Genomic DNA, 25764 nt, shown 5'->3' on the forward strand with positions numbered 1-25764 from the left:
TCCGTCGCGCTCAGATCACGTCGACCGAGTCCAGCACCTTGTCGATGAGGACCCGGCTGCCGCTGTCGTGTCCCCGCCCCGTGCCCTGAAGGCGATGGATGGCCACCGCCGGGAAAACGGCCTGGATGTCTTCCGGAATCACGAAGGTGCGTCCGTCCAGCAGGGCGATCGCCTTGGCCGACTGCAGGATCGCCAGCCCGGCGCGTGGCGACAGTCCGTATTCGAAAACCTCGCTGGTCCGCGTGAAATGGATCAGGCGCTGCAGGTAGTCCACCACGGGTTCGGCCACATTGACCGCCTCGACCTCGTCCTGCAGGTCAAGCAGTTCGGAGATCGAGATCTGCGGCTCGAGATCGACCAGCCGCCCGCGGGGATCGCCGCCGGTGAGTATGTGCTTTTCTGACGCCAGGTCCGGATAGCCCAGCGAGATCTTCATCAGGAAGCGATCGAGCTGGGATTCCGGAAGTGGAAACGTGCCCGAGTACTGAATCGGGTTCTGCGTCGCCACCACAAAAAATGGCGTCGACAACGCGCGTGTCTTGCCCTCGACCGTGACCTGCCCTTCAGCCATCGCTTCGAGCAGTGCGCTCTGGGTTTTCGGAGTGGTGCGATTGATCTCGTCCGCCAGCAGAAGCTGGCAGAACACCGGCCCGGGGTGGAAACGGAACGCGGCCTCGTTACGGTCGTAGACCGAAACACCGACGATGTCGGCCGGCAGCAGATCGCTGGTGAACTGGATGCGGTTGTATTCCAGCCCCAGCACCCTGGCCATCGCGTTGGCGAGCGTGGTCTTGCCCATGCCGGGCAAATCCTCGATCAGAAGATGCCCACGCGCCAGCAGGCACGCCAGCGCGACCCGCACTTCCGCCTCCTTGCCGATCAACACCGAGCTGACCGCATCGACGATCGAGTCCAGCTTTCCTTTTGATACGCTCACGGCACAGTCCTCTGCCAATCCATTGGGAAACCTGACGAATAATACAGGCTGGCTCGACGTCATGCGGGCGGCCAGGCATTCAGACCGCATGGCGGTGGAGATGTTCTGCCGCCGGCCCTAAGATGTCAGTCAATGAGAAGCGCTCCACTCCTCGCTCTTCTGATCACCACCGCGCTGGCGCCGGGGCCAGCCGCGGGCGGATCGTGTACGGAAACCGACAGCCTGCTGCTGGATGACATCGCGGTCATCGACGTACGCTCCGGCACCGTGCAAGCCAATCGTGACGTGGTCATCCGCTGCGACCGCATCGAAGCCGTGCGTGCGAACAGGGAACCCGGGACGGCCAATGCTTCCCGCCGGCTCGATGGCCGGGGCCGTTACGTGATGCCGGGCCTGTGGGACATGCACGTTCACGTTTTGTGGGACGATGCGATCGCCGCCGACCTGTTGCCACGCTTCCTGGCCTGGGGCGTGACCGGAATTCGCGACATGGGCGGCGATCCCGTGGTCACAGACCGCTTCCGGAACCGCGCGAGGTCCGACCCGGCGGCTTACCCGCGGATTGCCGCTGCGGGTCCCATGCTGGACGGCCCACAACCCGTGCATCCCGGTGTTTCCCGTTCCGTCAAAGATGCCGCTGAAGCCGTCACCACCGTCGAAAGCCTGGCTGCACACGGCACGGACTTCATCAAGGTTTACACCCTGTTGCCACGCGATGCGTTCTTCGCCGCCGCAGCGGCCGCGACCCGGCTCGGATTACCCATCGCCGGACACGTCCCGGCGGAAGTCACGCTGGCCGAGGCCGCGGCCGCCGGGATGGCCAGCATGGAACATCTGCGCGACGAACTGGGACAGTTCTGCCGTCCCGCACCCGCAACGGCTTGCGACGCCGCCATCACCGCCTTTTCCCGCAACGGCACCTTCCACACGCCGACGCTGGTCACCCTGCGCGCCAATTCGATTCCGGGCTACGCGGAATCGCCTCCTCCCGAACTGGCCGGGCTGCCGCCCTCCCTCCGCGCGGAGTGGAATGAGCAGGCGGCGCGCCACCGCAACGATCGGGACGGTGGTCGCTTCGACGACCGGGAGGCGAGGTTCCGCCATGCGCTCGCGCTCACGGCCCTGCTGGCCGACCGGGACATTCCCCTGCTCGCCGGCACTGATGCCGGCAATCCGTTCCTGGTTCCCGGCCGCAGTCTGCACGATGAACTCGAATGGCTGGTGCGGGCGGGACTGAGTCCCGCGGAGGCTCTGCGCGCCGCGGTCACCGCACCCGCTGATTTTCTTCATGAAGGCGAAACCCACGGCGCGGTCGCGCCCGGTTTTTCAGCCGACCTCGTTATCCTCGACGCCAACCCGTTGACCGGGATTTCCAATACGCGGCGGCTCGTGGCGGTCGTGCGAGCCGGCCAATTGGTCATCGACCGCAGCCATCAGGACGGTCAGTAAGGCGCCTTACAGATTGACGGCTCGGGCGCCTCGAGCGCGGGCTCGACATCCGGGGACGCAGTGTGCGCCGTAAGTGTATTGACGGTTTGGGTTCATGATCGGTGTCCGGTTACGGGCATGACCACATCCGGCGCCGCGTGAAGCGCCGGTTGCGGCAGGAACGAAAGTGACAAGATCGGCCGTGCAGGTTCAGTCGATCAAACGCTTGGCTTCATCGGCGACGGCCTGAAGCGTGGACTCATCGCCGACTCCCCGCCCGAGCACACGGATGCCAACGAGCAGGGCGACCAGCGTTTTGGCGCCGACCTGCGGCTCCAGGGTCGCGCGAATCTCACCACGCGCCTGCCCGACTTCGATGCAACGCCGGAAGAATCCTTCCAGTTCCCGGAGGCCTTTGGCGACGAACTGTCGCACTTCTTCATCATGCGCCGGAAACTCCAGTGAGGTGTTCACCAGAAAGCACCCTTTGTGGTCCGGGTCCGCGATCGTCTGTTCAACGACTCCATCGAAGAACCGGGACAGCGCCTGTCTGGGGTCATCCAGGGCTTCGAGTTCCGCGAGCCAGGCCTGTCGGGTCTCCCGGTCGTACTTGGTCAGCGTCTTCAGAAACAGATCCCGTTTACCGCCGAACGCGTTGTAGAGACTGCCGCGATTGAGACCCGTGCCTTCGATCAGGTCGGCGATCGAGGCCGATTCATAGCCCTTGTCCCAGAACACCTGCATGGCTTTTTCCAGGGCCGTCTCTTCATCAAATGATTTTTCCCACGGCATATTCGCCACGCCTCCTGTCTGAAGTTCAGCGAAATCTTACCATGTTTTGACTTTATGGTTTAAATAACCTTTTTCCTAAGGTCTACAAGAGAGCATTCAGAAATGACTATAACTATCTAATTTATCTGTAACTCTATATAAATTCTAAACCTAATTGTGAACCCAGCCGGCGAAAATCGGAAATTTGTCTTGACCTATCGGTTTAAACAAAGTTAGTCTATACCGATCGGTTTAAACAATTCACCCACCACCAACCACCCGGAGAACGACATGACTGAATTCACCCTGCACACCCAGGAAACCGCACCTGAAGCCAGCAAACCCCTGCTGGCCCAATCCCGGCAAGCCTACGGCATGATTCCGGGCCTGCACGCCGTCATGGCCGAAGCTCCCGGGCTGCTCGAGGCCTATCAGACGGTGCACGAACTGTTCGTGAACTCCAGCTTCGACAAGGACGAATTGACCGTGGTCTGGCAGACCATCAACGTGGAGCACGAATGCCACTACTGTGTTCCTGCGCATACCTTCATCGCGCAGAGCATGGGCGTCAGTGAAGAGATTTCGGAAGCGCTGCGCAACGAGACGCCACTGCCCAATGCACGCCTGGAAGCGCTGCGGACGTTCACCCTGAACGTAACGCGCGGCCGCGGCAACGTGGACGATGAAGCGATTCAGGCGTTTTTGGATGCCGGCTTCACCCGCCGGCAGATTCTGGAAATCATCCTGGGCCTGTCACAGAAGGTGATGTCGAACTACACCAACCACCTGGCCAACACCCCGGTGGATGCACCGTTCAGAAAACTGGAGTGGCAAAAGGCGGCATGATGTTTCTGCGGTAGCGGTCCGAACCCGTCTCTCTCCCTCAAGGGCCGCTACCGCCCTTCACCTCAATCCCAGGCCACGCGGTCCCGTCAGGACTGGGCCCGCGGCGCAGTCACCATCAGGTAGACGGCCGGCAGCACGAACAGCGTGAACAGGGTGCCAATCCCCAGGCCGGTGGCGATCACCAGACCGATGTGAAAGCGACTGACCGCACCCGGACCGCTGGCCAGCAATAACGGCACCATGGCCATGATCATGGCCACGGTCGTCATCAACACGGGGCGCAGCCGGATCGCGGCGGATTTCTCGATCGCCTGTCGGCGGTTGAGCCCTTCGGATTCCCGCAGCTGGTTCGCGAACTCGACCACCAGGATGCCGTTCTTGGAAATCAGTCCGATCAAAGTGATCAGCCCGACCTGGGTGTAAATGTTCACGGTGGCGAATCCGAGCGTCATGAAGATCAGCGCGCCGGCGATCGACATCGGCACCGACACCAGAATGATGAACGGGTCGCGCCAGCTCTCGAATTGGGCGGCCAGCACCAGGTAGATGACGAGAATCGCCAGGAAGAAGGTAACGATCAGCGAACTGCCCTGCTCCATGTACTGCCGCGACTCACCGTCGAAGTCGTAGGTGAACCCCTGCGGAAAGATGTCCGCCGCCAGAGTCTCCAGTTCCGCCAGCGCCTCGCCGAGCGAAGTGCCGGGCGCCACGACCCCCTGCAGGGTTACCGAGTTGAGCTGCTGAAACTGGGTGCGGGCACTGGGCTCGACCGTGTCGCGATAACCCACCAGAGTGGACAGCGGCACCTGCTCGCCGCTGGCCGTCGGCAGGTAGTATTCATCGAGCATGGTTGCATTCAGCCGGGCGGAACGCTCGACCTGGGGAATGACCTTGTAACTGCGGCCTTCCAGATTGAATCGATTGACGTAGCCTTCGCCCAGCATCGTCGACAGAGAGCGCGCCACCGCCGCCATCGAGATGCCCAGGTCACCGGCCCGGTCACGGTCGACCACCAGGGTCGTGCGCGGCCGCGCAAACTCGACACTCTTCTGCAGGAAGCCGAACTTGCCGCTCTGCATCGCCGCACCGAGCATCTGGTTGGCCACCGCGTCGAGTTCCGTGAAGTCCGCCGCGGTGGTGATCACGAACTGGACCGGCAACCCCCGAGCGGCACCGGGCAGGGTCGGCCGCGGAAAAGCCGCCGCCTGAATGCCGGGCACCCGGTTGGCCGCCGCCTGCACCTCGGGCATCACTTCCATCACCGAGCGCTCGCGCTCGGACGGTGGACTCAGCTTGAATCCGCCAAACGTGGTATTGGGCGATCCCCGGCCGAGGAACAGGAAGGTGTTGTGGTCTTCCGGAATGGTTTGCAGTTCCTCGCGCAACCGCTGGGTGTAGAACCGGTTGTATTCGATGGTCGCCGTCTGCGACAACCGCCCCTGCATGAACACCACGCTCTGGTCTTCCACCGGCGCCAGTTCCGCCGGGGTCGTCACGAACATGAAGTAAATGCTGGTCAGCACCACGACGGCGAATACCAGGGTCACCGGCTTGTAGTCCAGGGTAGCGCTCAGCCGCCGCCGGTAGGCATCAGCCAGGGCGTTGAAAAAATGCTCCACGGCCTTCTCGAAGCGGCCCGGCTCTCCGTGGCGTGTGAGCACCTTGGACGAGATCATGGGTGACAGGGTGAGTGCCACCACGCCGGAGACCAATACCGCACCGGCCAGCGAAAAGGCAAACTCGGTGAACAGGGTCCCGACCAGGCCGCCCATGAATCCGATGGGCAGGTAAACAGCCACCAGGGTCGTGGTCATCGCGATGATCGGCAGCCCGATCTCGCGCGCGCCGATGATGGCAGCCTCGAAGCGCCGTTTGCCCAGCTCCACGTGCCGATGCACGTTTTCCACCACGATGATGGCGTCGTCCACCACCAGGCCAATCGCCAGCACCATGGCCAACAGGGTCAGCAGATTGATCGAAAACCCCATCATCAGCATCAATAGCGCGCCACCCACCAGCGACAGCGGCACGGCGACCGCGGGCACGATGGCGGCGCGCAGTGATCCCAGCGACAGGAAAATCACGCCCAGCACGATCAGCAAGGCTTCGGTCAGCGTGCTGAACACTTCGCGGATGGAGTCGTTGATGTAGACACTGGCGTCATACGCCACCATGGACTCCAGGCCCTCGGGAAGCTGGGGTTTGATCTCCGCCAGCTTCTCGTGAACCCGTTCGGCCACGGTCAGCGGGTTCGATCCCGGCGCGGCCTCCACCCCGATCACCACACCCGGAGTGCCGTTGAACCAGCTCGTCGCATCGTAACTTTCCGACCCCAGCTCGATGCGCGCGATGTCTTCCAGCCGGACCAGCGTGTCGCCGTCGTGCCGCACAATGAGACGGCGGAAGTCCGCTTCGGTGCTGACGTCGGTCGTGGCGCCCAGATCCGTCGTCACGTACAGGCCCTTGGTCTGCCCCACCGCGGCGAGGAAATTGTTCTCGGCCAGCACGGAGGACACTTCCTGCGGTGAAATGTCGTGAGCCGCCAGCCGCAGCGGATCGAGCCACACGCGCATGGCGAAGGCATTGTTCCCGAACGGTTGCGCCTTGGCGACCCCGGGCACCGCCTGCAATGCCGGTTGCACCACGCGCAGAAGATAATCGGTAATCTGCGAGGGAGACATCGCGCCAGATGTGAATACCAGATACATCAGCGCCACGTCGTCCCCGGTGGTGGCATCGATCACCGGATCCTCGGCTTCCGCCGGCAGCACACCGCGCTGGCTGGCAACCTTGGCCTGAATCTCAGCCACTGCCGCATTCGGGTCGTAATTCAGCTCCATGTGCGCTTCGATCGTGGAAACGCTCTGGGTACTGCGGGCCACCAGGAAGTCGATCCCTCGCGCCTCGGCCATCGCCTGCTGCAGAGGCGTGGTGATAAATCCCTGGATAAGCTCGCTACTGGCGCCGGGATAGACCGTCGTGACCGTCACCACCGTGTTACTGGTCTCCGGATATTCACGGACTTCCAGTTCCCCGAGCGCGCGTGCGCCCATGACGAGAATGAGCAGGCTGACCACGCTGGACAGCACCGGTCGGTGAATGAAGATGTCCGTGAATTTCATCAGGCGGGCGCTATCGGATCGGTCTGGTATTTTCGGCGGCCGAAATCGGGTGGCCGGACATCAGGACGGCGCCACGAGCCCGGCGGCCTGGTTTTCATCGGGAAGGGAGGAATTGTCCACGGTCACCGGCTGACCGTTGCGCAACTTGTTATGGCCGTCGGTAACGACTTCCATTCCGGGCTCGAGACCGCTGAGAATTTCCACCCGCCCATCGGAAACATTACCCGTTCTGACCTGAACGCGGCGAACCGTTTGCCCGCCCTCACCGTCCTCGACCACGAACACCGAATCGCCGTACGGGTTGTAGGTGATGGCCCGTTCCGGCAGGGTCACCACGGCATCGCGGGCCGGCAGCACGGTCGTGACGTCGGCGAACATGCCCGGTCGCAACAACCCCTCGGGGTTCGCGAATTCCGCCCGCACCGGCACACTGCGGGTGGCCCGCTCGATACTGGGACTGATCGCGTTGATGGTGCCCTTGAATTCCTGGCCGGGTCGGGCGGCCACCTGGACAATCACATCCTGACCGACTTCAATTTGCGCGAGATAGCGTTCCGGCAGCGTGTAATCCACGTAGATCGGATCCAGCGCGACCAGTTCAACTATTTCTTCGCCGGCGCCCAGGTAGTGACCGCGATTGAATGTCCGGATGCCGAGTTTTCCATCGAACGGCGCGCGCACGGATTTCTTGTTGATCGTGGCCTGCTTGGCAGCCACCTGCGCCCGCATGGCTTCCAGGTGAGCCTCGGCCTCGTCGAGGTCGGACCGTGAACCCAGGTTTTCATTGACGATCCGAAGCAGCCTGTCACGCGTGAGTTCCGCCAGTTTGCGCTCCGCCTCCAGCGCGGCGGCCTCGGCGATGTCCACTTCGGCATCGAGTTGCACCAGCAGGTCGCCCGCCTTGACCGTTGCGCCGGAATCAAAACCCAGCTCGCGCACGATGCCGGCGACTTCGCTGGAAACCACCACGCCATAGGTGGGAGTGACCGTACCGACCGAAGGGAGTTTGGCCTGCCAGGACTCTTCGCGCACGGGCTGCGTGGAAACCACGGCTGCCATGCCGCCCCGAGCGCCCGCCATTTTCTGGGCCTGGTGGTATTTCCAACCGAAAATGCCACCGAACACGATGCCCAGAAACACGAGCATCAATGCGAGATTCCTGATCACGTCGGTATCAATCCCTCAAAGCAAAAAACCAAAAACGGTCTGTGCAGGCCAGGTTCAGCGGAAGTCGTGCAGCAGAAACCCGCAGCCTCGCGACTCAGCCATCGATTTCACCCGGTAGCCAGCCAGTATAAACCACATTGTTCCGCAATCAGACCGTGAGAGTTCCCATTTGGTTTCATCCCGTTTGGGCACCTCGGTAAAAACCAGATACGTGTCAGCCTCGACCTTCCCTCATGACCCGATCTGATCCTCGATGTACTGCGAACGTCCGGCGGATACCGCCAGCACCGCCGTCGCCACGCCCACCACCGAAAGGGCCAGCATGGGCCAGACCCACCCCTCGGTTGCGTGGTAGATCAGGCCAATGCCGAATGGACCGATCGCGGACAGACCGTAGCCCACACTCTGGGCAAACCCGGACAGCGCTGCCGTGCCGTCCGCCGTGCGGCTGCGCAGCGCGATCAGGGTCAGCACCACCGGAAAAATGCTCATTCCGACTCCCACCAGCAAGGCCCACAACCACGCGCCCGACACCGGCGCGACGGCGAGACCCAGATAGCCCAGCGGATAACAGGTGATGAGACCCAGCATCAGCCGGGTCTGGTTTGACGTTCGCGCGACGGCATTCGGCGCCCACAACGACAGCGGTATGCTGACGCCGGTGACGAGCCCAAGCATCATTCCGGCATGGGCGGGCGAAAAACCGGCATCGCGATAGACCTGGGCGAACCAGCCGAACACCGTGTAGGCCTGTGCCGCCTGCAAGCCGAAAAACAGGGCCATGGTCCACCCGAGCCGCGTTCGGGCCACCTGCCACAACGAAATCGAACGCCGCCGGGTGCGCAGCGCCGCGTCATGCCGCAGCAGCAGAACCCAGGGTACCGCCGCGACGGCGGCGGCGACCGCCCAGAACGCCAGGCCACCTCGCCAACTGCCGAACTGTACGGCAAGCGGCACCGTGAACACCGATGACACCGTGATGCCAACCGAGAGCGCCGCCGTATAGAGCGCGGTCAGCAGTCCGATCCGGTTGGGGAAATGCAGTTTCACCAGCGAAGGCAGCAACACGTTCGCGGCCGCCATCCCGGCCAGGGCCACCATCGACAACAGCAGGAACAGCGGCACCGAGGATGTCGCCGAACGGCCCAACAGTCCGCCGACAACCGCCAGCAGCGCCAGAAACGTCAGCCGGTGAAGCCCGGCACGGCCGGCCGCAGCGGGCGCCAGCGCGCCGAAAAAAGCGAAGGCGAGCACCGGCAGCGAGGTCAGCAGCGCGGTGGCGACTTCCCCCATGCCCAGGCCCTGCTCCACTTCCGCCAGCAACGGCCCCACGCTGACCGCGACCGGCCGCAGGTTGAAGCCGAGCAGCACGATGCCGGCCACCACCGCCCAGCGCTGAAGCCGGGTATCGCTGTGAGGTTTATTCATGTTTCGAGGAAATCAGACGATCGCCTTGCGGAACGCCGGAGGCTTGGAATTTTCAAGGTCGGATAATTGTCGGTCATCGACCGGCACACGGGTCGGGAAGCGCTATCATACAAGCTCGCCGACCCGGACCAACAGGCCCCGATTGAGAAGGAAAAAACGGATGATTTCGACACGCAGAATTTTCATGCTCGCCACACTGGCCGCCGCCGCCCATGCCTGCACCTGGGTGGAGCCGACACCCGAAGGCGCGAAGGTCCGGGTCGCACAGAAAGCCGAGGTTCAGAATTGCGAACGCAAGGGCGAAGTCGCCTCGGTGCTCAAGAGCCGCATCGCCGGCTTCGAGCGCAAGCCGTCCAAGGTGGCCGGCGAACTCGAAGCCCTGGCCCGCAATGAAGCCGCCCTGATGGGCGGTGACACGGTGGTTGCCGAGTCGGGTGTCAAGGATGGCCGGCAACTGTTCAGCGTCTACCGCTGCACACCCTGAAGTCCGCCCCCTGCGCGGCCTGCATCTGCCCGGCGAGGCCGCGTGGAAAATCAATCACACGGAACCGGCCACGGCGTTCCTGGAGCCGGTTACTCATCCACCTCTTCCACGGTCTCGCGACGGACGCGAACGGCAATACTGCGCGGCCTGACGGGTTTCCCCGCCTTCTCAACGACGGCGCGGGTAATGGCCGCGCCAAACAGCAGGATCAGGGCCGAATAATTGACCCAGAGCAGCAGCAGTACCAGCGATCCCGCCGCACCGTAAGTGGATGCGGTCGCGGTTTTGGCCAGATACAGTGCGATCAGGGACCGCCCGACGGTGAACAGTAGCGCCGTCACCAGCGCGCCGGACAGAACATCGCGCCAACGCACCACCACATCGGGAAGAATCTTGAAAATGGCCGCGAACAGCCCGGTGACGACCACCAGGGACAACATCAGCTCGGCCCCCACCATGATCCATCCGGGCATCGGCAGCCATTGATCGGCAAAGGTCATGATCGTGCGCAGCAAGACACTGAGCAGCAGTGAGACCAGCAGCACGAATCCAATCGCGAGCACCACGGTCAATGACAGCAAGCGGGCCTTGATCAGTCGCCATGCACTGCTGCGCGAAGGCCGCGGCACGACGTCCCAGATGCGGTTCAGCGATTTCTGCATCTGCGCGAACACGGTCGTCGCACCGAGCGCGATTGCAGTCACACCCACCAGGGTCGGCCAGATACCGCTTTGTTCGATGCGCGAATTCAGCACCGCGGTCTGCACCACCTCCGCCGCATCACTGCCGAGCGCCTGCTGCAACTGCTCCATCAATTCACCGCTGGCGGCCTCCTGCCCCAGCACCAACCCCACCAGAGCCACGACCACGATCATCACCGGTGCGATGGAGAACACCGTGAAGAACGCCAGCGCCGCGGAATAGATGAATGCCTGGCTGTCCGACCAGTTGCGGGCGGCGGCCACCACCACGTCCAGCCAGTATCTGACCGGGCGCGGCAGCCGCTCGGGCAGCGCCTTCAGCCGATCCAGCCAGTCAGAGAACGGCACGGGCCCGGCCGTCGCTCAGGAAGCAGTCCGGGGCTTCGGCAGAACCCACATTATTCGCCCGCTGCATTCCATTCCGCCTCGGTGGCCAGCCCGACCTGGTATTCCATCATTGTTTTCCAATTCTTCCGCTTGATCAGCAGGGCCTGAAAGTGGAAAAAAGTGATTTCCTTGTTTCCGTCCCGATCCGTTGCCGCGTAGCGGAACAGGCCGGTTTCGTGTGCGGTTGTCGGGCTGTTGAGGCGCGCGACGAAGCGGAAATCGAGATCCACTTTCATTCCCTGCTCCCGCGTCTCGGCGAAGCCGCTCTCCCATCGGACGAAGGAGTCGGTGATCGGCTCACTGGCCCCGTTCGGACCCGACACCAGGACCGCGTCCGGGTGATAGGTCCGCCGATAGGCATCGAAATCGCCTTCCCGCACGGTCCGCGCCACTTCCGACCAGAACGCGTCGAGTTCGGCCTGTACCGCATTCTGGTCCGCAAAGACGTTTGGAATGCACGCACTGGCGAGCAGCAGGCAGAATATCTTCGCTGGGGTGTATCGCATGATGGGAACTCGAATGGCGGACAGGAACTCGAAAGTATAGACGACAAGCCCGGCGCATCGGCCCGCCGCCCGGCTGAACCGGTCATTGCGGGACCTCTCGGACTCACGGCTCACACGCCGGCATCGAGTCCCCGGGCTACGACGCGATCGCGGTTCGAAACCCGGTCGCCGCTGCACTAAACTGTCTCGTTTCGAATTCACTCACCACCCTTTCACCAGGGAGTGCTTGCAACTATGCCGTTCATGAAATGGATTCTGGCCGCCGCGATCGCCCCGGCCCTGCTCACCGCCTGTGATTCTTCCACGCCCGACCGTACCGCGGATTCCCAAGTGCCGGAGACCACTCATCAATCGCCCACGGCCGCGCCTGATCCGAACACACCGGTGAATCCGCTGCTGGCCGAATGGACCGGCCCTTACGACGGCGTGCCGCCGTTCGATGAGATGAAGCTCGCCGACCTGGAGCCGGCCATGGAAGCCGCCATGGCGCAGAGTCTGGCCGCACTCGATGCCATCGCCGCGCAGCCGGAGCCTCCGACGTTCGAAAACACCCTGGTCGCGATGGAATCCGCCCGTGATCCGCTCAATCGCGTGTTGGCCCTGTACGGCGTGTGGCGCAGCAATCTTTCCTCGCCCGAGTTTCGCGCCATCCAGCAGGAACTGGCACCCCGCCTGGCTGATTACTACTCGCAAGTCCGCCTGAACGACGCGCTGTTCCAGCGGGTCCGCGCGGTGTACGAAGGCGAGGAATACGCCGATCTGAGGCCCGACCAGCAGCGCCTGACCTGGCAGGTTTACGATGATTTCGCCAGCAATGGCGCAACCCTGCAGGGCGAAGACCGGAATCGCCACGCGGCCATCAACGCCCGCCTGGCCGAGTTGCAGACCGAATTCGCCAATCGCCTGCTGGCCGACGAGGAAAGCTACGTGACGTGGCTGAGCGGAGAACAGTTGGGTGGTCTGCCGGACTCGGTGATCGCGGCCGCCGCACAGGCCGCGGCCGACCGCGGCAAGCCGGACCAGTGGGCCATCACCAACACGCGATCGTCCATGGACCCCTTCCTTACCTTTTCCGATGAGCGCGCGCTGCGCGAACAGGTGTGGCGCAATTACTACAGCCGCGGCAACAATGGCGACGCCAACGACACCAACGCCCTCATCCGCGAGATTCTGCAGCTGCGCGATGAGCGCGCCGAACTGCTGGGCTACGACAATTTCGCCCAATGGCAGGTACAGAACCGCATGGCGAAAACCCCGCAAGCGGTCATGACGTTGCTGGAAGCCGTGTGGCCGGCCGCGGTCGCGCGGGTGCACGAGGAGGTCGCCGACATGCAAGCGATCGCCGACAGCGAGGGCGCGGACATCACCATCGAGCCCTGGGACTACCGCTATTACGCGGAGAAAGTCCGTCAGGCGAAATACGACCTGGATTCAAACGAAGTCAAACAATACCTGCAGCTCGACAAACTGCGCGAAGCCATGTTCATGGTGGCCGGTGAACTGTTCGGCTTCCGCTTCTCGCCGTTGCCGCAGGGCACGGTTCCGGTATTCCATCCCGATGTCGCGGTTTGGGAAGTCACCGACCGCGACAGCGGCGCACACATCGGCCTGTGGTATCTCGACCCCTTCGCCCGCACCGGCAAACGATCCGGCGCCTGGGCCACGGCCTACCGCAGTCACGAAAACATCAACGGCGAAATCACCCCACTGGTCTCGAACAATTCCAACTTCAGCTCCGGCCCGCCCGGCGAGCCCGTGCTGATTTCCTGGGATGATGCCGAAACCTTTTTCCACGAGTTCGGCCACGCCCTGCATTACCTGTCTTCCAACGTGGCCTACCCCACCTTGAACCAGGGCTTGCGCGATTACACCGAGTTCCAGTCCCAGTTGCTGGAAAACTGGCTGGCCACCGACCGCGTGATCGACGGCTACCTCGTGCACCACGAGACCGGCGAACCCATCCCGGACGAACTGGTGGCGCGGATTCGGCGCGCGGCCACGTTCAACCAGGGTTTCAAGACCACCGAGGCCCTGGCCTCGGCGCTGATCGACATGAAGCTGCACACCACCGATCCCGCAGGCCTCGACCCGCAGGCGTTTGAACGTGAAATGCTGGCCGAACTGGGCATGCCCGACGAACTGGTGATGCGCCACCGCACCAGTCAGTTCGGACATATCTTCTCCGGCGAGAGCTATGCCGCCGGCTACTACGGCTACACCTGGGCCGAGGTGCTGACCGCTGACGCCGCCGAAGCTTTTGCCGAAGCGCCGGGTGGCTTTTACGATGCCGAAATGGCGGAGCGGCTGGTTGAATACCTGTTCGCGCCGCGCAACGCGATCGACCCGGCCGAAGCCTACCGCGCGTTCCGCGGCCGCGACGCCCGCGTCGAGGCGCTGCTGCGCAGCAAGGGGCTGGCCAAACCTGATTGAGCGCGCAAGCCAGGTGCGATCGAAGCCGCCCTTCCGTTGGGCAATGGGGCGGAATGCATGAGCGGGCTCGAACCGCTAGCGCTGAACCCGCCCAGAGGCATCGCCACCCATCAACTGCTCGACTTCGGCCACGCTGACGCGGTTGAAGTCGCCCAGGATCGAATGCTTCAGGCAACTCGCGGCCACGGCGAATTCCAGGGCCTGCTGCCGGTCTTCGTAGGCATTCAAGGCGTAAATCAGCGCGGAGGCGAAACTGTCACCACCGCCCACCCGATCGACAATGTCCGTCATCTGGTATTGCCGCGACAGGTGGAATCCCTGGCGGTCACGCAGGCAGGCGGACCAGCCGTTGACATCCGCGCTGTGCGATTCGCGCAGGGTAATGGCGATCGCCTTCATGTCCGGAAATTCTTCGAGAACCCGCTGACTGAGCGCCTCGTACGTGGCGGTATCCAGGTCACCGCTCTCGACCTGCACGTCCGCGGTAATCCCCAGCGATTTTTGGCAGTCCTCTTCGTTCGCGATGCCCACGTCCACGTAGCGGACCAATTCGCGCATCACTTCCGGCGCCGATTTTCCGTACTTCCACAACTTGCCGCGGAAATTGAAATCACAGGAAACCGTCACACCCAGTTCACGTGCGGCCTTGACCGACTCCAGGCTGAGATCGGCCACGGGCTGACTCAGCGCCGGGGTGATGCCGGTAATGTGGAACCATTTCGCGCCTTCAAACACCCGTGCCCAGTCAAAATCGCCGGGCCGGCACTCGGCGATCGCCGAGCCGGCCCGGTCGTAGATCACTTTCGACGGGCGCTGATTGGCCCCGCTTTCCAGGTAATAAATACCGACCCGATCGCCAGACCGCCGCACGTGATGGGTATCGACCCCGAAGCCACGCAGCTCCCGCAATGCCGAATCGCCGATTGCATTGTCGGGCAGTGCCGAAACAAACCGGGCATTCAGACCGTAGTTCGCCAGCGCCACCGCGACATTCGCTTCGCCCCCGCCAAACGTCGCCTCGAACGACGGCGACTGGAAAAAACGCTCGTGCCCCGGCGTCTTCAACCGCAACATGATCTCCCCAAATGTCACAAAACCCTGCATGTCATACCTCGCTGAAAAATGATGGCCCCCGGCCTGTCCACCTCACCGGTGGCGGCCCGGGACGCAATACGAACACCTTTCGTGGCCCAATGCAATGCGATGCGCGGTCGGGGCGCGCAACGCCGTCCGCTCGACTCTGACCTCTGAATTTCCGGGAACCACTAGCTGAAATCGAAGTTCGCCATTTCCCACAGCTTGCGTTCTGCCCGACCGGGATCGCTTGCGACTCGACTGTCCCTGTCGAAAAGCATCGTCCTGCGCGCTTTGTCTTCATACCTGCCCCACCCGGGATCAATCGACAGGTCTGGCGCTCCATTGCGGATGAAGGAGACCCAGTGGGCGTGCATGCGGGCGGCGAGCGCTTCCGCTTCTGGTCCTTCCGGTCCGAGGACGGCAGAACCCGGATCGTCCTGTTTATCCCACACCAGCGGTAGTTCTGAACCATGCACCGCATATCCCGCATTCGGATCAGTATTTCGCGGCATGTCCAGACGATAGCGCCACGTCGGTGCATGGCTGCCATGAGCATCGGCGGCATGAATGGTCGGAATACCGTATTCTTCCGCGGTCAGTGCCGCATAGCGACGATCGATCGCATCGGATTCGGGCATGATCGAGGGATACCGGGCGTAAACCGGCGCAAAATCCGACAGGGAAATATTGGCCAGGTCACTCTGAACGACAGCGCCGTCACGCGTGTCATTCGGTCCGAAAAATGCGACCTCATCACGCGTGGTCCCAATCAACAACGGCACTCTGTGACCCTCGCCCGCTTGCAAGGAAGAAAGAGGTAGTTTGGGCAGATGGATTCCGTCAATGACGGGCCGAAACGGATATTTTCGCGGCCATTTTGCCGCGACCCGGTTCTGAATCAACAGCAAGTGTTGTGCAGACATTTTTTCAATCGCCGTCGCATTGCCCTCGACTTCGTGGGCAAACAACTCCGCCATATGGGCTGCAGCCGCGGCAGAATTCAGGGTCTCCGCACCACCACTTTGGGCGATGGCCGACCTGAAAAGCCCTCTGGCAGCAGGCATACCCAGCAAGGTGCAAACGTTTTTCGCACCCGCGCTTTGTCCGCCGACCGTGACCGCTTGCGGGTCGCCGCCAAACGCAGCGATGTTATCGCGCACCCATTCCAGAGCCGCAAGGATATCCAGCATGCCGTTGTTGCCGCTTCCAGCGTAGTCAGACCCCAGAATAGAGCTGACATCGAGAAATCCGAACGCCCCGACGCGGTATGTCAAAGTCACGCAAACAATGCCGTGTCGCGCGAATCTCGCACCGTCAAACACGGGCATCCGACTCGATCCGGCCACATTGCCGCCGCCATGAATCCAGACATAGACCGGATGGGGCCCAGCCCCATATGGCCGCCAGATATTCAGCGAGAGGCAATCTTCGGAAAGTGGCAACGCGCCAGGGCCGTATAGCCCTTCGCGAGGCGGATTCTGGATCGGAGCAGGAGCGAACGAAGTCGCAGAAAACACAAAATCGCGCCGTTTGGCCGGCTCTGGCGCACGAAACCGCAACGGCCCCGTTGGGGCGGCCGCAAATGGAATGCCGAGAAAACGCACGCTGTCACCCAGCGCGACGCCGAGGACCGGCCCTTGATGCGTTTCGGCGATGAGTGTGTCGGCCTCGCTTGCTCCACGGATTGCGAAGCAGCCACCAACTAACGCTGCGGCGGTGCCCGCAGCCGAACCCTGCAGGAAGTGTCGACGGCTGATCTTACCCATGGGTTCTCCGATATGACTGGAGCAAACGCACCGAGGCATAAAGGTTTGGCGCTTGCTCCTGCAAATAAAAAGTCGGCGATGAATTCAACACAGCCATTGTATCTTTCCTGTTGCTGTTTTCAGCCATCCCGGAGAAAGCCGGGATCCGTTCCACCAGGCCGAGTGGATCCCGGATCAAGTCCGGGATGACCGCGTGCTGTTTCGGGATGACGGTGTGCTGTTTCAGGATGACGGTGCGCTGCTCCGCGCCAGGCATCCCACCCCGTCATCCCGGCGAAAGCCGGGATCCATTCCACCAGGCCGAGTGGATCCCGGATCAAGTCCGGGATGACGGTGTGCTGTTTCAGGATGACGGTGTGCTGCTCCGCGCGAGGCATCCCGCCCCGTCATCCCGGCGAAAGCCGGGATCCATTCCACCAGGCCGGGTGGATCCCGGATCAAGTCCGGGATGACGGCATGCTGTTTCGGGATGACGGCATGCTGTTTCGGGATGACGGTGCGCTGTTTCAGGATGACGGTGCGCTGCTCCGCGCCAGGCATCCCGGCCCCGTCATCCCGGCGAAAGCCGGGATCCATTCCACCAGGCCAGGTGGATCCCGGATCAAGTCCGGGATGACGGTGTGCTGTTTTAGGTGGACGGTGTGCTGTTTCAGGACGACGGTGCGCTGTTTCAGGGTGACGGTGTGCTGTTTCGGGATGACGGTGCGCTGCTCCGCGCCAGGCATCCCACCCCGTCATCCCGGCGAAAGCCGGGATCCGTTTCACTGGGCCGGGTGGATCCCGGATCAAGTCCGGGATGACGGCGCGCTGTTTCAGGATGACGGTGCGCTTGTTCGAGGCGGCGGTTCCGGTCAGCTTCTCCGCGGTTCCGGTCAGCTTGCGCGCAGCGTACCCGCCGACCGGGTCAGCCTGCGTGCAGCCGGCCGGAGTACGGGGTCGCGAGCGGGCGCAGCATCACGCCGGCGGGCGCGGCGCACACCACCGGGATGGTGTTGATCACCGAGCCCGCGACCGCGATCTGCTCGGCCGAGGTCGGGGTTGTGTCGCCCGCGCGCTTTTCGACTTCAACCTGCATCGTGATGCCGGGCTGCCCCTGTATCCGAATGGTCCACAGCGGCGGTTCGGTCTCGTCGAGGTGGGCCGTTTGCATGTACCAGTGGATGGTCATCGTCAGGCGCCGCTGCCCCCCCACGATGCCATGCCAGCGCCACCGGAAATGGCTGATGGTGCCGGCCGGGATCAGGCCCGCGGCGACCTCGAGATCTTCGGTGGCGGGAAATACCTGGTGTTCGGTGATCACTCCTTCAAGCTTCATGTCCAGGTGTTCGGCGATCGCGGCCAGCACTTCTTCATACATGCCGTTGAGCGAAGCCGCCGGCCCCCACGCGGGATCGTTCGGGTCCACCTCGTCCGGATCGGCGCCAAACCCCAGCGCCTTGAACACATAGTCCGGATGCCGCACGGCAACGGCACTGACGCTCTCCACCACTTCGAGATTGTCGATCGCGGTACAAACGCCGGAAGCCACCACGGCGAGTTGCTCGCCGGCGAAACCCGGGTTCAGGCCGGCCGCCGTCAGGGTCGCGTTGCCCTGCCGGCCGGCGGTTTCCAGAGCCGCCAGGCGCTCACCGCCCCAATGGGCGGGATGGGAGTAGCCGTTGATGCTGATGACGTTCTTGCCGGAGGACAAAATCCGAATCAGGTCATCATCGTGAGAACCGTAAGGCGGCACGATGCGACCCGCATGAATCACCACATCGGCATCGATGTCCAGGATCGCATCGATATCGTTCGTGGCGATGACCCCGGTTTCCGCGCGCCGGGCGAGATCACCGGCATCCCTGCCGGCCTTGCCGTCGCTGTAAACGTACACTCCCGCCAGCTCCATGGCGGGGTGATCGATCACGGCACGCAGGCAATTGCGGCCCATTCCACCGGTGGCCCATTGGATAACGCGGTACGACATGCAACTTCTCCGGTTCGGCGCCGACGGCTGTCGGCGTATTAGTAACTTGCGTAACAAGACTATCAAACCGGAACGGTACACACCAGAAAATGGAGAGCAGGACATGTGCCCGGCAGGTCGTGGCCTTCACATATGACGATGATCAAGCAAGCAGCGGCGTACTGCCCGCGAAACCGAAGCAAATCCAACGCTCTCTGCTAAGCTGAATCATGAGGATGCAGTTTCGTTGCCCGTCCGGCGCGTGAACCACGAGACGCGCACCCATTCGACAGAGGAGTTCCCAATGACACCATCCACACTGCGGCGTTGCAGCCGATGTTTCGTACTGATCGCCTTTCTTGCCGTCTCACCCCTGGCGACATCGGGCGAGTCCCCCATGGAGGCAATGGTCCAGGCGTGGGAGGCCAACTACAATTCCGGAGAGCTGGCGGCAGTCCAGGCCCTGTACACCGCCGACGGCTGCAGAATGCCGCCGAATGCCGAAACCGCGCACGGTAGCGAAGCCATTCTGGCGCAACTCGAGGGCTCCAGGAATGCAGCGCCCAAAGTGAAACTGGACCTGACCAACACCGAAACCTTCGACGGCAACGGTTATGCAACCGGCACCTATTCGATCATGAGTGCTGACGGCACCGTGCTCGACAGCGGCAAATGGATGAACGTCAACCGCAAGGTCGATGGCAGCTGGCTGATCCACTGCGATATCTGGAATTCCAACCGACCACTGCCCGGCGCGGAGTAGGCGAACCTGACGCCCGCACTCAATCGTCCAGGGTAGAGTGCATTTCCAGCGCCAGTTGCCTGGCTTCGGCGATTTGATCCTGGTCCAGGAATTGACCCGCCGCCTCGCGCCAGTAACTGGCATTGCTGGCGATGGTGCGATTGGTGGCGGCTTCCATCTCCGCTTTGACGGCGTAAGCATAGGCCAGCACCGGATCGCGCGGGTAGATCAGTCCTTCGAGCACCGCGCGCGACATCGCCAGAAAAGCCTCGGGATGCCCCCGCTCCATGGCGCGCGCGAAGGCGAAGCGGGCGGTGTCCTTGAATTCCATCACCACGCCGGGCTGCAGCAGGGCCAGCGGCGGGGTATTCGTATTGCGGTCAGAGCGAAGAATGAAACCCATGGCCTTTTCGTAGAACTGCACTTCGGCGACCTCGTGCCCCAGGCGAACCGCCTCGGATAGCCACGCCACCGCCTCCAACCGGGCATCCTCGTCGGGCGGGATGAGGCTGCACAGTTCATAGTCGTCGAGAATCTGATCGGCACGCCCTTCCAGGCGTTCGAGAAAGCGGCCCCGGGCCCGTTCCACACGGTCTTCGATTTGCTGCAGCCGCCGGTCGGCCTGCGTGTCCGTGCGCGGTAACACGGAACAGTTGCCGTAGTACATGTACAGCCGATAGGCCATTTCCGCGTCGATAAGCACGTCATCCAGCGCTTCGAGGTCGGGCGGGCTGGCCTGAATGTCCGTCCACAGATCGCGTTTGTAGTCGGCCATGACGACATCACGCGGAATGGTCACTTCCACCGGAGCCGCCCGGCGCATAGTCTGCCCGGCGCGGCTATCCCCGGCCTCCCGCGCCAGAATCGTCGACCGCAACTCATCGGCCTCGAGCGGCACCGCGGCATCCGGCTCTGCGGCCAGATCGTCCGGACTCGAACTTTCGTCGACCCCGGACACCTGACCGAAACCATCAACCCCGGAAGACTCTTCACGCGACATGAGCCACGCCGCCATCAGCCCCACGACCAGAACCGCGGCCACGATTCCTGCAACGGATTTGATTTTAGCGGTCTGCGCCATGCCCTTGTTTCGTGTGAGGCTCATGTTAATGACCCCGGCACTCGGTGATAAGTTTCGTGCCAATGCTGCCTGGCAGGCCTTGCGGCCGGCATTTGCAGACCCATGCCATGATCCGATCCGGCTGCCCGGGCATTGTCACAGCATTGACGCGGGTACTGACTCCGGCTTTGGAATTCACGGAAGTACACAATGCGTCACGGGGGCGTCCCCTGGCAAACATTATCGGAAACGTGGCACCACCTCGCTTGCCAGCAATCGAATGGCCTCGTCGGGAACGGGGCCGAGCAGACCGCTGAAGGCGATGTGGGTCGCTCCGGCTTCGATCAAGCCCTCGACCTGGGGAATGACATCCGCTGGCGTGCCGACCGTGGAGAAAAACCGGACCTGGTCTTCCGTCAGCGCCAGACCGTGTTCGGGCACCGGCCGACTCCGGTCCAGCGCCTTGACGTTGTAGGCCTCGCGCGGAACGTCGGCGGGATCGATGCCGGCCCGTGCCGTCAGCGGGTACAGGTGCTGCAGCATGGCCGGCAGTTTCCGGCGCATGAGTTCGAAAGCCAACTCGCGGTCGTGGGAAATGCAGCACAACGGGCTGACGGCTTTTTCCAGGGAAGTTCCATCCCGCCCGGCTTTCGCCGCGCCCGCTTCGAAGCTTTCCACCAGCATACGGTAATACTCGCGATCCGTCAGGCAACTGGCCAGAAAGCCATCGGCAACTTCGCCCGCCATCTTCGCCGTCTGCGGACCCCAGGTTCCGACCAGGAGCGGAACCCGTGAACGCCGTGGCTCGAAATGCAGGCCCAATCCTTCCTGCGCCTGAAACACGGAACCCTCGAACGCATCGAGATCACCGGCCAGCAGGCGGCGAATCAACCCCACCGACTCACGCAGCATGGTCAGGGGTTTGTCGGGCTCGTCGAGCCCCAGCGCGCCCATGAATCCGCCGCGGCCGATGCAGAATACCGCCCGGCCATCGCTGAGTTCATCGATTTCCGCGAGGTTGGCCGCGTGGTACGCCGGATGGACGATCCGCGGGCTCACCAGCCAGGGTCCGATCCCGATGCGCCGGGTATTCGCGGCGATCAGGGCCAGCAAGGGCCAGGCCGGCCGGAAACCGAGATCATCGACCACGTGGACCTCGTCAAAGCCGAGGTCTTCGGCCAACCGCGCCAGTCGCACGTACTCACCTGCCGGGTAATTGCCGTTCAGGTCGATACTGAATTTGGTGGACACTCAATACACTCCCGGGGCCTGCCGGCCCTGTATTCCATGCAAAAGTTTCATGCGGGTTTTCGCACCAGCCAGATGGTGTGCCGCGCACCGCGGTTGCCGTGCGCGTATACCTGCACTTCTTCGTAATCCAGCCCACACTGGCCAAGCCGCCTGGAAAACGCCCGGTGCGGTTCGGCCGACCAGTAGGCCAGCACGCCGGCCGGGCGCAGCGCCCCGCTGGTCACGGCAATGCCTTCCAGGGAGTACAACCAGTCGTTGCCGCGAGTGGTGAATCCTTCCGGGCCGTTGTCCACATCCAGCGCGATCACATCGAAAGCCTCGCGACTGCCGCGCAGCAGTTCCGCGACATCGCCGATATGAACCCGGGTCCGCGGATCATTCAGCGGATAGCCGCTGGCCTGGCCCAGGGGACCGCGATTCCACTCCACCACTTCCGGCACCAGCTCGGCGACGGTCACCCGGGCCCCGTCACCGACTTCGGCCAGCACCGCCGCCAGGGTGAATCCCATGCCCAGGCCACCAATCAGAACCCGCGGCGCCCGCCGGTCGGCCAGGCGGCGGCACGGCAAGGCACCAAGTGCATCCTCCGAGCCATGCTTGCGCGTGTTCATCAATTCGTGCCCGCGCGCGAGCTTGATCGAGAAGTCGTCCGTGCCCTGATACAGATAGAGGTGCTGCGATGTTCCCGGGATCGTTGCGATCCCCAATTCCTTCCAGCGTTTCAAGTCGACTCCCGCAGCCCGGTGTGGCCGGCGTAGTGTACCCGCGCCGCTGCCGGAATTCAGAGCAGGCTTTTCAGTTCGAGGGAATGCGGAACGCGAGCGGACCGGTCAACCGTTCTTCCGGATGCCGGATGGCATCCGGAAGAACGCGTTTGATCCGGCCCACTCAGGCCCGGAAACGTCCTGAGCTACTGCAGATAGTCCTTGTTGCAGCGGTCGTTGTTGTCCTCCAGCGCAATGGCTTCGACCATGACATCCACACAGGCGTCCCGCTCCTCGGCAGTGGCGCCCAGGGTCATGTACCGAATCACGTTGTAGTGCCGGTAGGTAATGCTGCAACGGAAAGTGCCGGCCGACGGCTGGTAGACGCTGGCGGACGTCAGCCCGGGATTGGACAGGCTGGTAAAGTCCGAAAACCCCGCGTGAATGGACCCGATCACGCCGGGCATCGAAATACAGTAGTCATTGGCGGGGGCCTGGGTGCTGATTCCGGGCTGAAGACTCCGGATCACCAGACGCGCCAACCCGATGCTGAAGCACGGGCACTGGGCGGCACCCTGAGCGGTGCACAGGTCACCCTTTCCATCGCCATCGCTGTCATGCTGATCGGGATTGCCGACCGAAGGGCAATTGTCACACGCATCACCAATGCCATCCCCGTCCGCATCCGACTGGTCCGAATTCGCCACTTCGGGGCAATTGTCCTCGCTGTTGTAAACGAGGTCCTGGTCCACGTCTTCGCAGTCCACGGTCACGAGGTCGGAGGGAATGATGCGCTCGAGCAACTTGTCGCGGGTTTTGTCGCATTGTCTGACCTCCCGGTTGGAGGGATTCGACCCCAACGCATCGCACTCGAGTACGTGACAGTAATCCGCGCACAAATCGGCGCTGCGATTGGACAGGGCATCGCATTCGGACTGCGCCAGCAGTGGTGTGGAGAAAATCAGAAGCGGAATCAGGACAACGGCGGAAATTCTGAACGGAGAATACGACATCATGACAGCCCTCCCTCCTACACGACATTATTCCTCAGTATAGGAAAGATGCAGATTTATACCATCAATTGCCCCTCTGGCGATCATACGCATGCGAACAGACACGTTGCGCAGGTTCTGTGTGCGCCAGGATTTCGTCCAGTATGACGACGATGCCCAGCAATGCGGAAATGTTGTGTTGAACGAAATCCATACGGACATTGAAGTCCGTCAGGCTGGAGCGAAAACCGCCCAGCGCCCGCGCCGGAGCCGGCAGAAACAGGGCGCTGGCCGGCGTGTACCGGGTCATCAGCTGGAAGGACGCGGAACGGCACGCGGCGGCCAGCAGGACCGGTTGATCTTCATTTCGACCCGCCGCGCCAGCCAGATGCCAGGCGGCCACCAACGCCTCGGTCCGGGTCGCCGTCGGTGTCGATCTCGGAGGTGTGTAATAGCTACCGAGCCAGTCGGGCCAGGGCGAGCCCTTTTGACGTTGCGATCGGAGTATGGCTCGTGACAAGCGCGTCCCGTGATCGATCCACAACGGTTCCGGCCCGATCACCTGCAGTTCCGCCAGGCCGTAAAGCAGCCAGTGATCATGAGCGAGTTCGTCGGTGGGAACTCCTCCGTCGCGCCCTGTGGCCAGATAACGCGCGGCCCGGCTCGCGGTGTCCAACCAGCGCGGATCGGGATCGAGACCGTGCAGACGGGCCAGGCCAAAGATGGCTTCACCCGGGTAGTAGGCCGAAATGAAATCGAGCGGCTCACCCTCCGGGTAGCTCCACTGATGGGGGCGAAAACGCCCGTCCTGCTGTTGCGCCCGGGCCAGCCATCGGGCGAGACGCCGAGCAACAGGCAGAATCGAGTCATCACCCGTGGCGCCGAAGTACTCGGTCAACGCGACCAGAGCCAGACCATTGCCGCCTAGCTTGATCTTGCCATGCTCTGCGACGCACGCCGCCGCCGCGTCGCCGGGGCAATCGACGATGTGCTCTTCCAGGTACTGCAGCGCACGCCGGCCACCCGTTGCGAATCGGGGCAGCCCGGTGGCCCGGTACAGCTCGAACAAACTGAACGTGGTGCCGGCATGACGCAGGATGTTGTATCCCCCCCGATCGCGATCGTCGCGGGCGGAATAATGATAGAGAAAACGGCCCTTCGCGCTGAGCGAACGCAACAGGTAGTCGCCACCATCCACTGCCGCGCGGAGCAGGGATTCCCGGTCGGTTGCGGGTGCGTCCGGGTGGCCACGGTACAGTCGCACCGGTGCCCCCCCGACGGAGAACCACGCATCCGTCGTGAAGCGATGTCGCCAGGGCACCGGCTTGACCTCCGGCCGAAAAGATATCGCGGACCGGCGCGATCGCCAGGGCTGGCGGTCCAGAAAGCGCTGCAGGCGATCGTCCCGCGGACTGCCATCCTTGTCGGCCAGGCCCCACACGGAAAGCTCCATTGGCAGCAGAGCGATGCCGTCAACTTCGCCGGTAGCGAGCCCGTACAGGCTGCGCGGCCGGGGTGGTCCGCCAGCGATGAACGGCTCAACCCGGGAGACGAAGTCCAGGCGGTGCCATGTACCGTCTCGCCAACCATCCGGCTGACCGGCCATGGCCTCCGCCAGGGCACGTCCCGGATCCGCACCCTGCCCCACCGTGGTGAATGCGGCACGATCGGGTCCGCCAACGGTCAGAAACACCTGGCAGCGCGCATGGGCCTCCATGCCGTGCCCGGCCGCCGGCTCGTCATGGCGGCCGGCCCGCACCGCCTCGAACAATGCCGCCACTTCCGCCACATCACCCGGCGGCGGGCAATCCGCCGGCTGCATCCAGCCGCGCGCCACTCCCGGCGACATTGCACAAACCACCGCCAGGAGAATAGCCATCGCGAAGCTTTCCGCCACTGAACCGCCCCCGGCCCGATGCGTGTCCCATCGTTTATCGCTGTCAGCATCAAGACCCATGGGTCCGTTCGAACCCGGGACTGAATCCGTTGTGTCCAGCACGGTTATTTTCGGCTTCATCTG

General features: G+C 63.0%; 22 protein-coding genes. 5 read left to right on the forward strand and 17 right to left on the reverse strand.

Annotated features, from left to right (window positions below):
• Positions 1–10: 10 nt before the first annotated feature.
• Positions 11–937, reverse strand: coding sequence for an AAA family ATPase (locus tag V3330_RS02485; RefSeq protein WP_354693800.1), 927 nt, complete (start codon positions 935–937; stop codon positions 11–13).
• A gap of 132 nt (positions 938–1069) precedes the next feature.
• On the opposite strand from V3330_RS02485, the gene V3330_RS02490 reads away from it, so the two are divergent.
• Positions 1070–2386, forward strand: a complete 1317-nt coding sequence (locus tag V3330_RS02490) for an amidohydrolase family protein (protein WP_354693801.1) — start codon at positions 1070–1072, stop codon at positions 2384–2386.
• 189 nt (positions 2387–2575) lie between these two features.
• Here the strand turns inward: V3330_RS02490 and V3330_RS02495 are convergent, their stop codons facing one another.
• The gene (locus V3330_RS02495; RefSeq protein WP_354693802.1) at positions 2576–3157 is read right to left on the reverse strand and encodes a TetR/AcrR family transcriptional regulator; all 582 of its coding nucleotides are present in this window, start codon (positions 3155–3157) and stop codon (positions 2576–2578) included.
• Positions 3158–3427: 270 nt separating this feature from the next.
• Between V3330_RS02495 and V3330_RS02500 the strand changes: the two genes are divergently transcribed.
• On the forward strand, positions 3428–3982 hold the full coding sequence (locus tag V3330_RS02500; RefSeq protein WP_354693803.1) for a carboxymuconolactone decarboxylase family protein: 555 nt from the start codon (positions 3428–3430) through the stop codon (positions 3980–3982).
• An 86-nt stretch (positions 3983–4068) separates the two neighbouring features.
• On the opposite strand, the gene V3330_RS02505 is transcribed toward V3330_RS02500, so the two are convergent.
• The 3 genes from V3330_RS02505 to V3330_RS02515 form a co-directional block, all read right to left on the reverse strand.
• Entirely contained in the window at positions 4069–7104 is a 3036-nt protein-coding gene (locus V3330_RS02505) for an efflux RND transporter permease subunit (protein WP_354693804.1), read from the reverse strand.
• A 60-nt stretch (positions 7105–7164) separates the two neighbouring features.
• Positions 7165–8271, reverse strand: a complete 1107-nt coding sequence (locus V3330_RS02510; RefSeq protein WP_354693805.1) for an efflux RND transporter periplasmic adaptor subunit — start codon at positions 8269–8271, stop codon at positions 7165–7167.
• 231 nt (positions 8272–8502) lie between these two features.
• Positions 8503–9699 carry an MFS transporter gene (locus V3330_RS02515; RefSeq protein ID WP_354693806.1) on the reverse strand — a complete coding sequence of 399 codons (1197 nt, stop codon included), beginning with the start codon at positions 9697–9699 and terminating at the stop codon, positions 8503–8505.
• A 160-nt stretch (positions 9700–9859) separates the two neighbouring features.
• Here V3330_RS02515 and V3330_RS02520 point away from each other — a divergent pair, with 160 nt between their 5' ends.
• Positions 9860–10183, forward strand: coding sequence for a DUF4156 domain-containing protein (locus tag V3330_RS02520; RefSeq protein ID WP_354693807.1), 324 nt, complete (start codon positions 9860–9862; stop codon positions 10181–10183).
• A gap of 89 nt (positions 10184–10272) precedes the next feature.
• On the opposite strand, the gene V3330_RS02525 is transcribed toward V3330_RS02520, so the two are convergent.
• Positions 10273–11232 carry a YihY/virulence factor BrkB family protein gene (locus V3330_RS02525; RefSeq protein WP_354693808.1) on the reverse strand — a complete coding sequence of 320 codons (960 nt, stop codon included), beginning with the start codon at positions 11230–11232 and terminating at the stop codon, positions 10273–10275.
• A 50-nt stretch (positions 11233–11282) separates the two neighbouring features.
• Positions 11283–11777, reverse strand: coding sequence for a YybH family protein (locus V3330_RS02530; RefSeq protein ID WP_354693809.1), 495 nt, complete (start codon positions 11775–11777; stop codon positions 11283–11285).
• Between the two features lie 234 nt (positions 11778–12011).
• Between V3330_RS02530 and V3330_RS02535 the strand changes: the two genes are divergently transcribed.
• A complete protein-coding gene (locus V3330_RS02535) occupies positions 12012–14207 on the forward strand; it encodes a M3 family metallopeptidase (RefSeq protein WP_354693810.1) in 2196 nt (731 codons plus the stop codon).
• A 75-nt stretch (positions 14208–14282) separates the two neighbouring features.
• Here the strand turns inward: V3330_RS02535 and V3330_RS02540 are convergent, their stop codons facing one another.
• The 5 genes from V3330_RS02540 to V3330_RS02560 form a co-directional block, all read right to left on the reverse strand.
• Positions 14283–15311: a PfkB family carbohydrate kinase gene (locus V3330_RS02540; protein WP_354693811.1), complete on the reverse strand. Its 1029-nt coding sequence runs from the start codon at positions 15309–15311 to the stop codon at positions 14283–14285.
• A gap of 161 nt (positions 15312–15472) precedes the next feature.
• Positions 15473–17050, reverse strand: coding sequence for a carboxylesterase family protein (locus V3330_RS02545; protein WP_354693812.1), 1578 nt, complete (start codon positions 17048–17050; stop codon positions 15473–15475).
• Positions 17043–17306, reverse strand: coding sequence for a hypothetical protein (locus V3330_RS02550; protein ID WP_354693813.1), 264 nt, complete (start codon positions 17304–17306; stop codon positions 17043–17045). The genes V3330_RS02545 and V3330_RS02550 overlap by 8 nt, the downstream gene beginning before the upstream one ends.
• Before the next feature lie 250 nt (positions 17307–17556).
• On the reverse strand, positions 17557–17775 hold the full coding sequence (locus V3330_RS02555; protein WP_354693814.1) for a hypothetical protein: 219 nt from the start codon (positions 17773–17775) through the stop codon (positions 17557–17559).
• Between the two features lie 179 nt (positions 17776–17954).
• Entirely contained in the window at positions 17955–19016 is a 1062-nt protein-coding gene (locus V3330_RS02560) for an NAD(P)H-dependent amine dehydrogenase family protein (RefSeq protein WP_354693815.1), read from the reverse strand.
• A 283-nt stretch (positions 19017–19299) separates the two neighbouring features.
• On the opposite strand from V3330_RS02560, the gene V3330_RS02565 reads away from it, so the two are divergent.
• Positions 19300–19758, forward strand: a complete 459-nt coding sequence (locus V3330_RS02565; RefSeq protein ID WP_354693816.1) for a YybH family protein — start codon at positions 19300–19302, stop codon at positions 19756–19758.
• Positions 19759–19777: 19 nt separating this feature from the next.
• On the opposite strand, the gene V3330_RS02570 is transcribed toward V3330_RS02565, so the two are convergent.
• The 5 genes from V3330_RS02570 to V3330_RS02590 form a co-directional block, all read right to left on the reverse strand.
• A complete protein-coding gene (locus V3330_RS02570) occupies positions 19778–20842 on the reverse strand; it encodes a hypothetical protein (RefSeq protein ID WP_354693817.1) in 1065 nt (354 codons plus the stop codon).
• A gap of 195 nt (positions 20843–21037) precedes the next feature.
• Positions 21038–22048 carry an LLM class flavin-dependent oxidoreductase gene (locus V3330_RS02575; protein WP_354693818.1) on the reverse strand — a complete coding sequence of 337 codons (1011 nt, stop codon included), beginning with the start codon at positions 22046–22048 and terminating at the stop codon, positions 21038–21040.
• 47 nt (positions 22049–22095) lie between these two features.
• Positions 22096–22773 (reverse strand): spermidine synthase, encoded by a 678-nt coding sequence (locus V3330_RS02580; protein WP_354693819.1) that lies wholly within the window; start codon positions 22771–22773, stop codon positions 22096–22098.
• Between the two features lie 185 nt (positions 22774–22958).
• Complete coding sequence (locus V3330_RS02585) at positions 22959–23768, reverse strand: thrombospondin type 3 repeat-containing protein (protein ID WP_354693820.1); 810 nt, start codon at positions 23766–23768, stop codon at positions 22959–22961.
• A 61-nt stretch (positions 23769–23829) separates the two neighbouring features.
• The gene (locus tag V3330_RS02590; protein ID WP_354693821.1) at positions 23830–25623 is read right to left on the reverse strand and encodes a hypothetical protein; all 1794 of its coding nucleotides are present in this window, start codon (positions 25621–25623) and stop codon (positions 23830–23832) included.
• Positions 25624–25764 lie beyond the last annotated feature (141 nt).

The organism is Elongatibacter sediminis, assembly GCF_037892215.1.
GTDB classification, from domain to species: domain Bacteria; phylum Pseudomonadota; class Gammaproteobacteria; order Xanthomonadales; family SZUA-36; genus Elongatibacter; species Elongatibacter sediminis.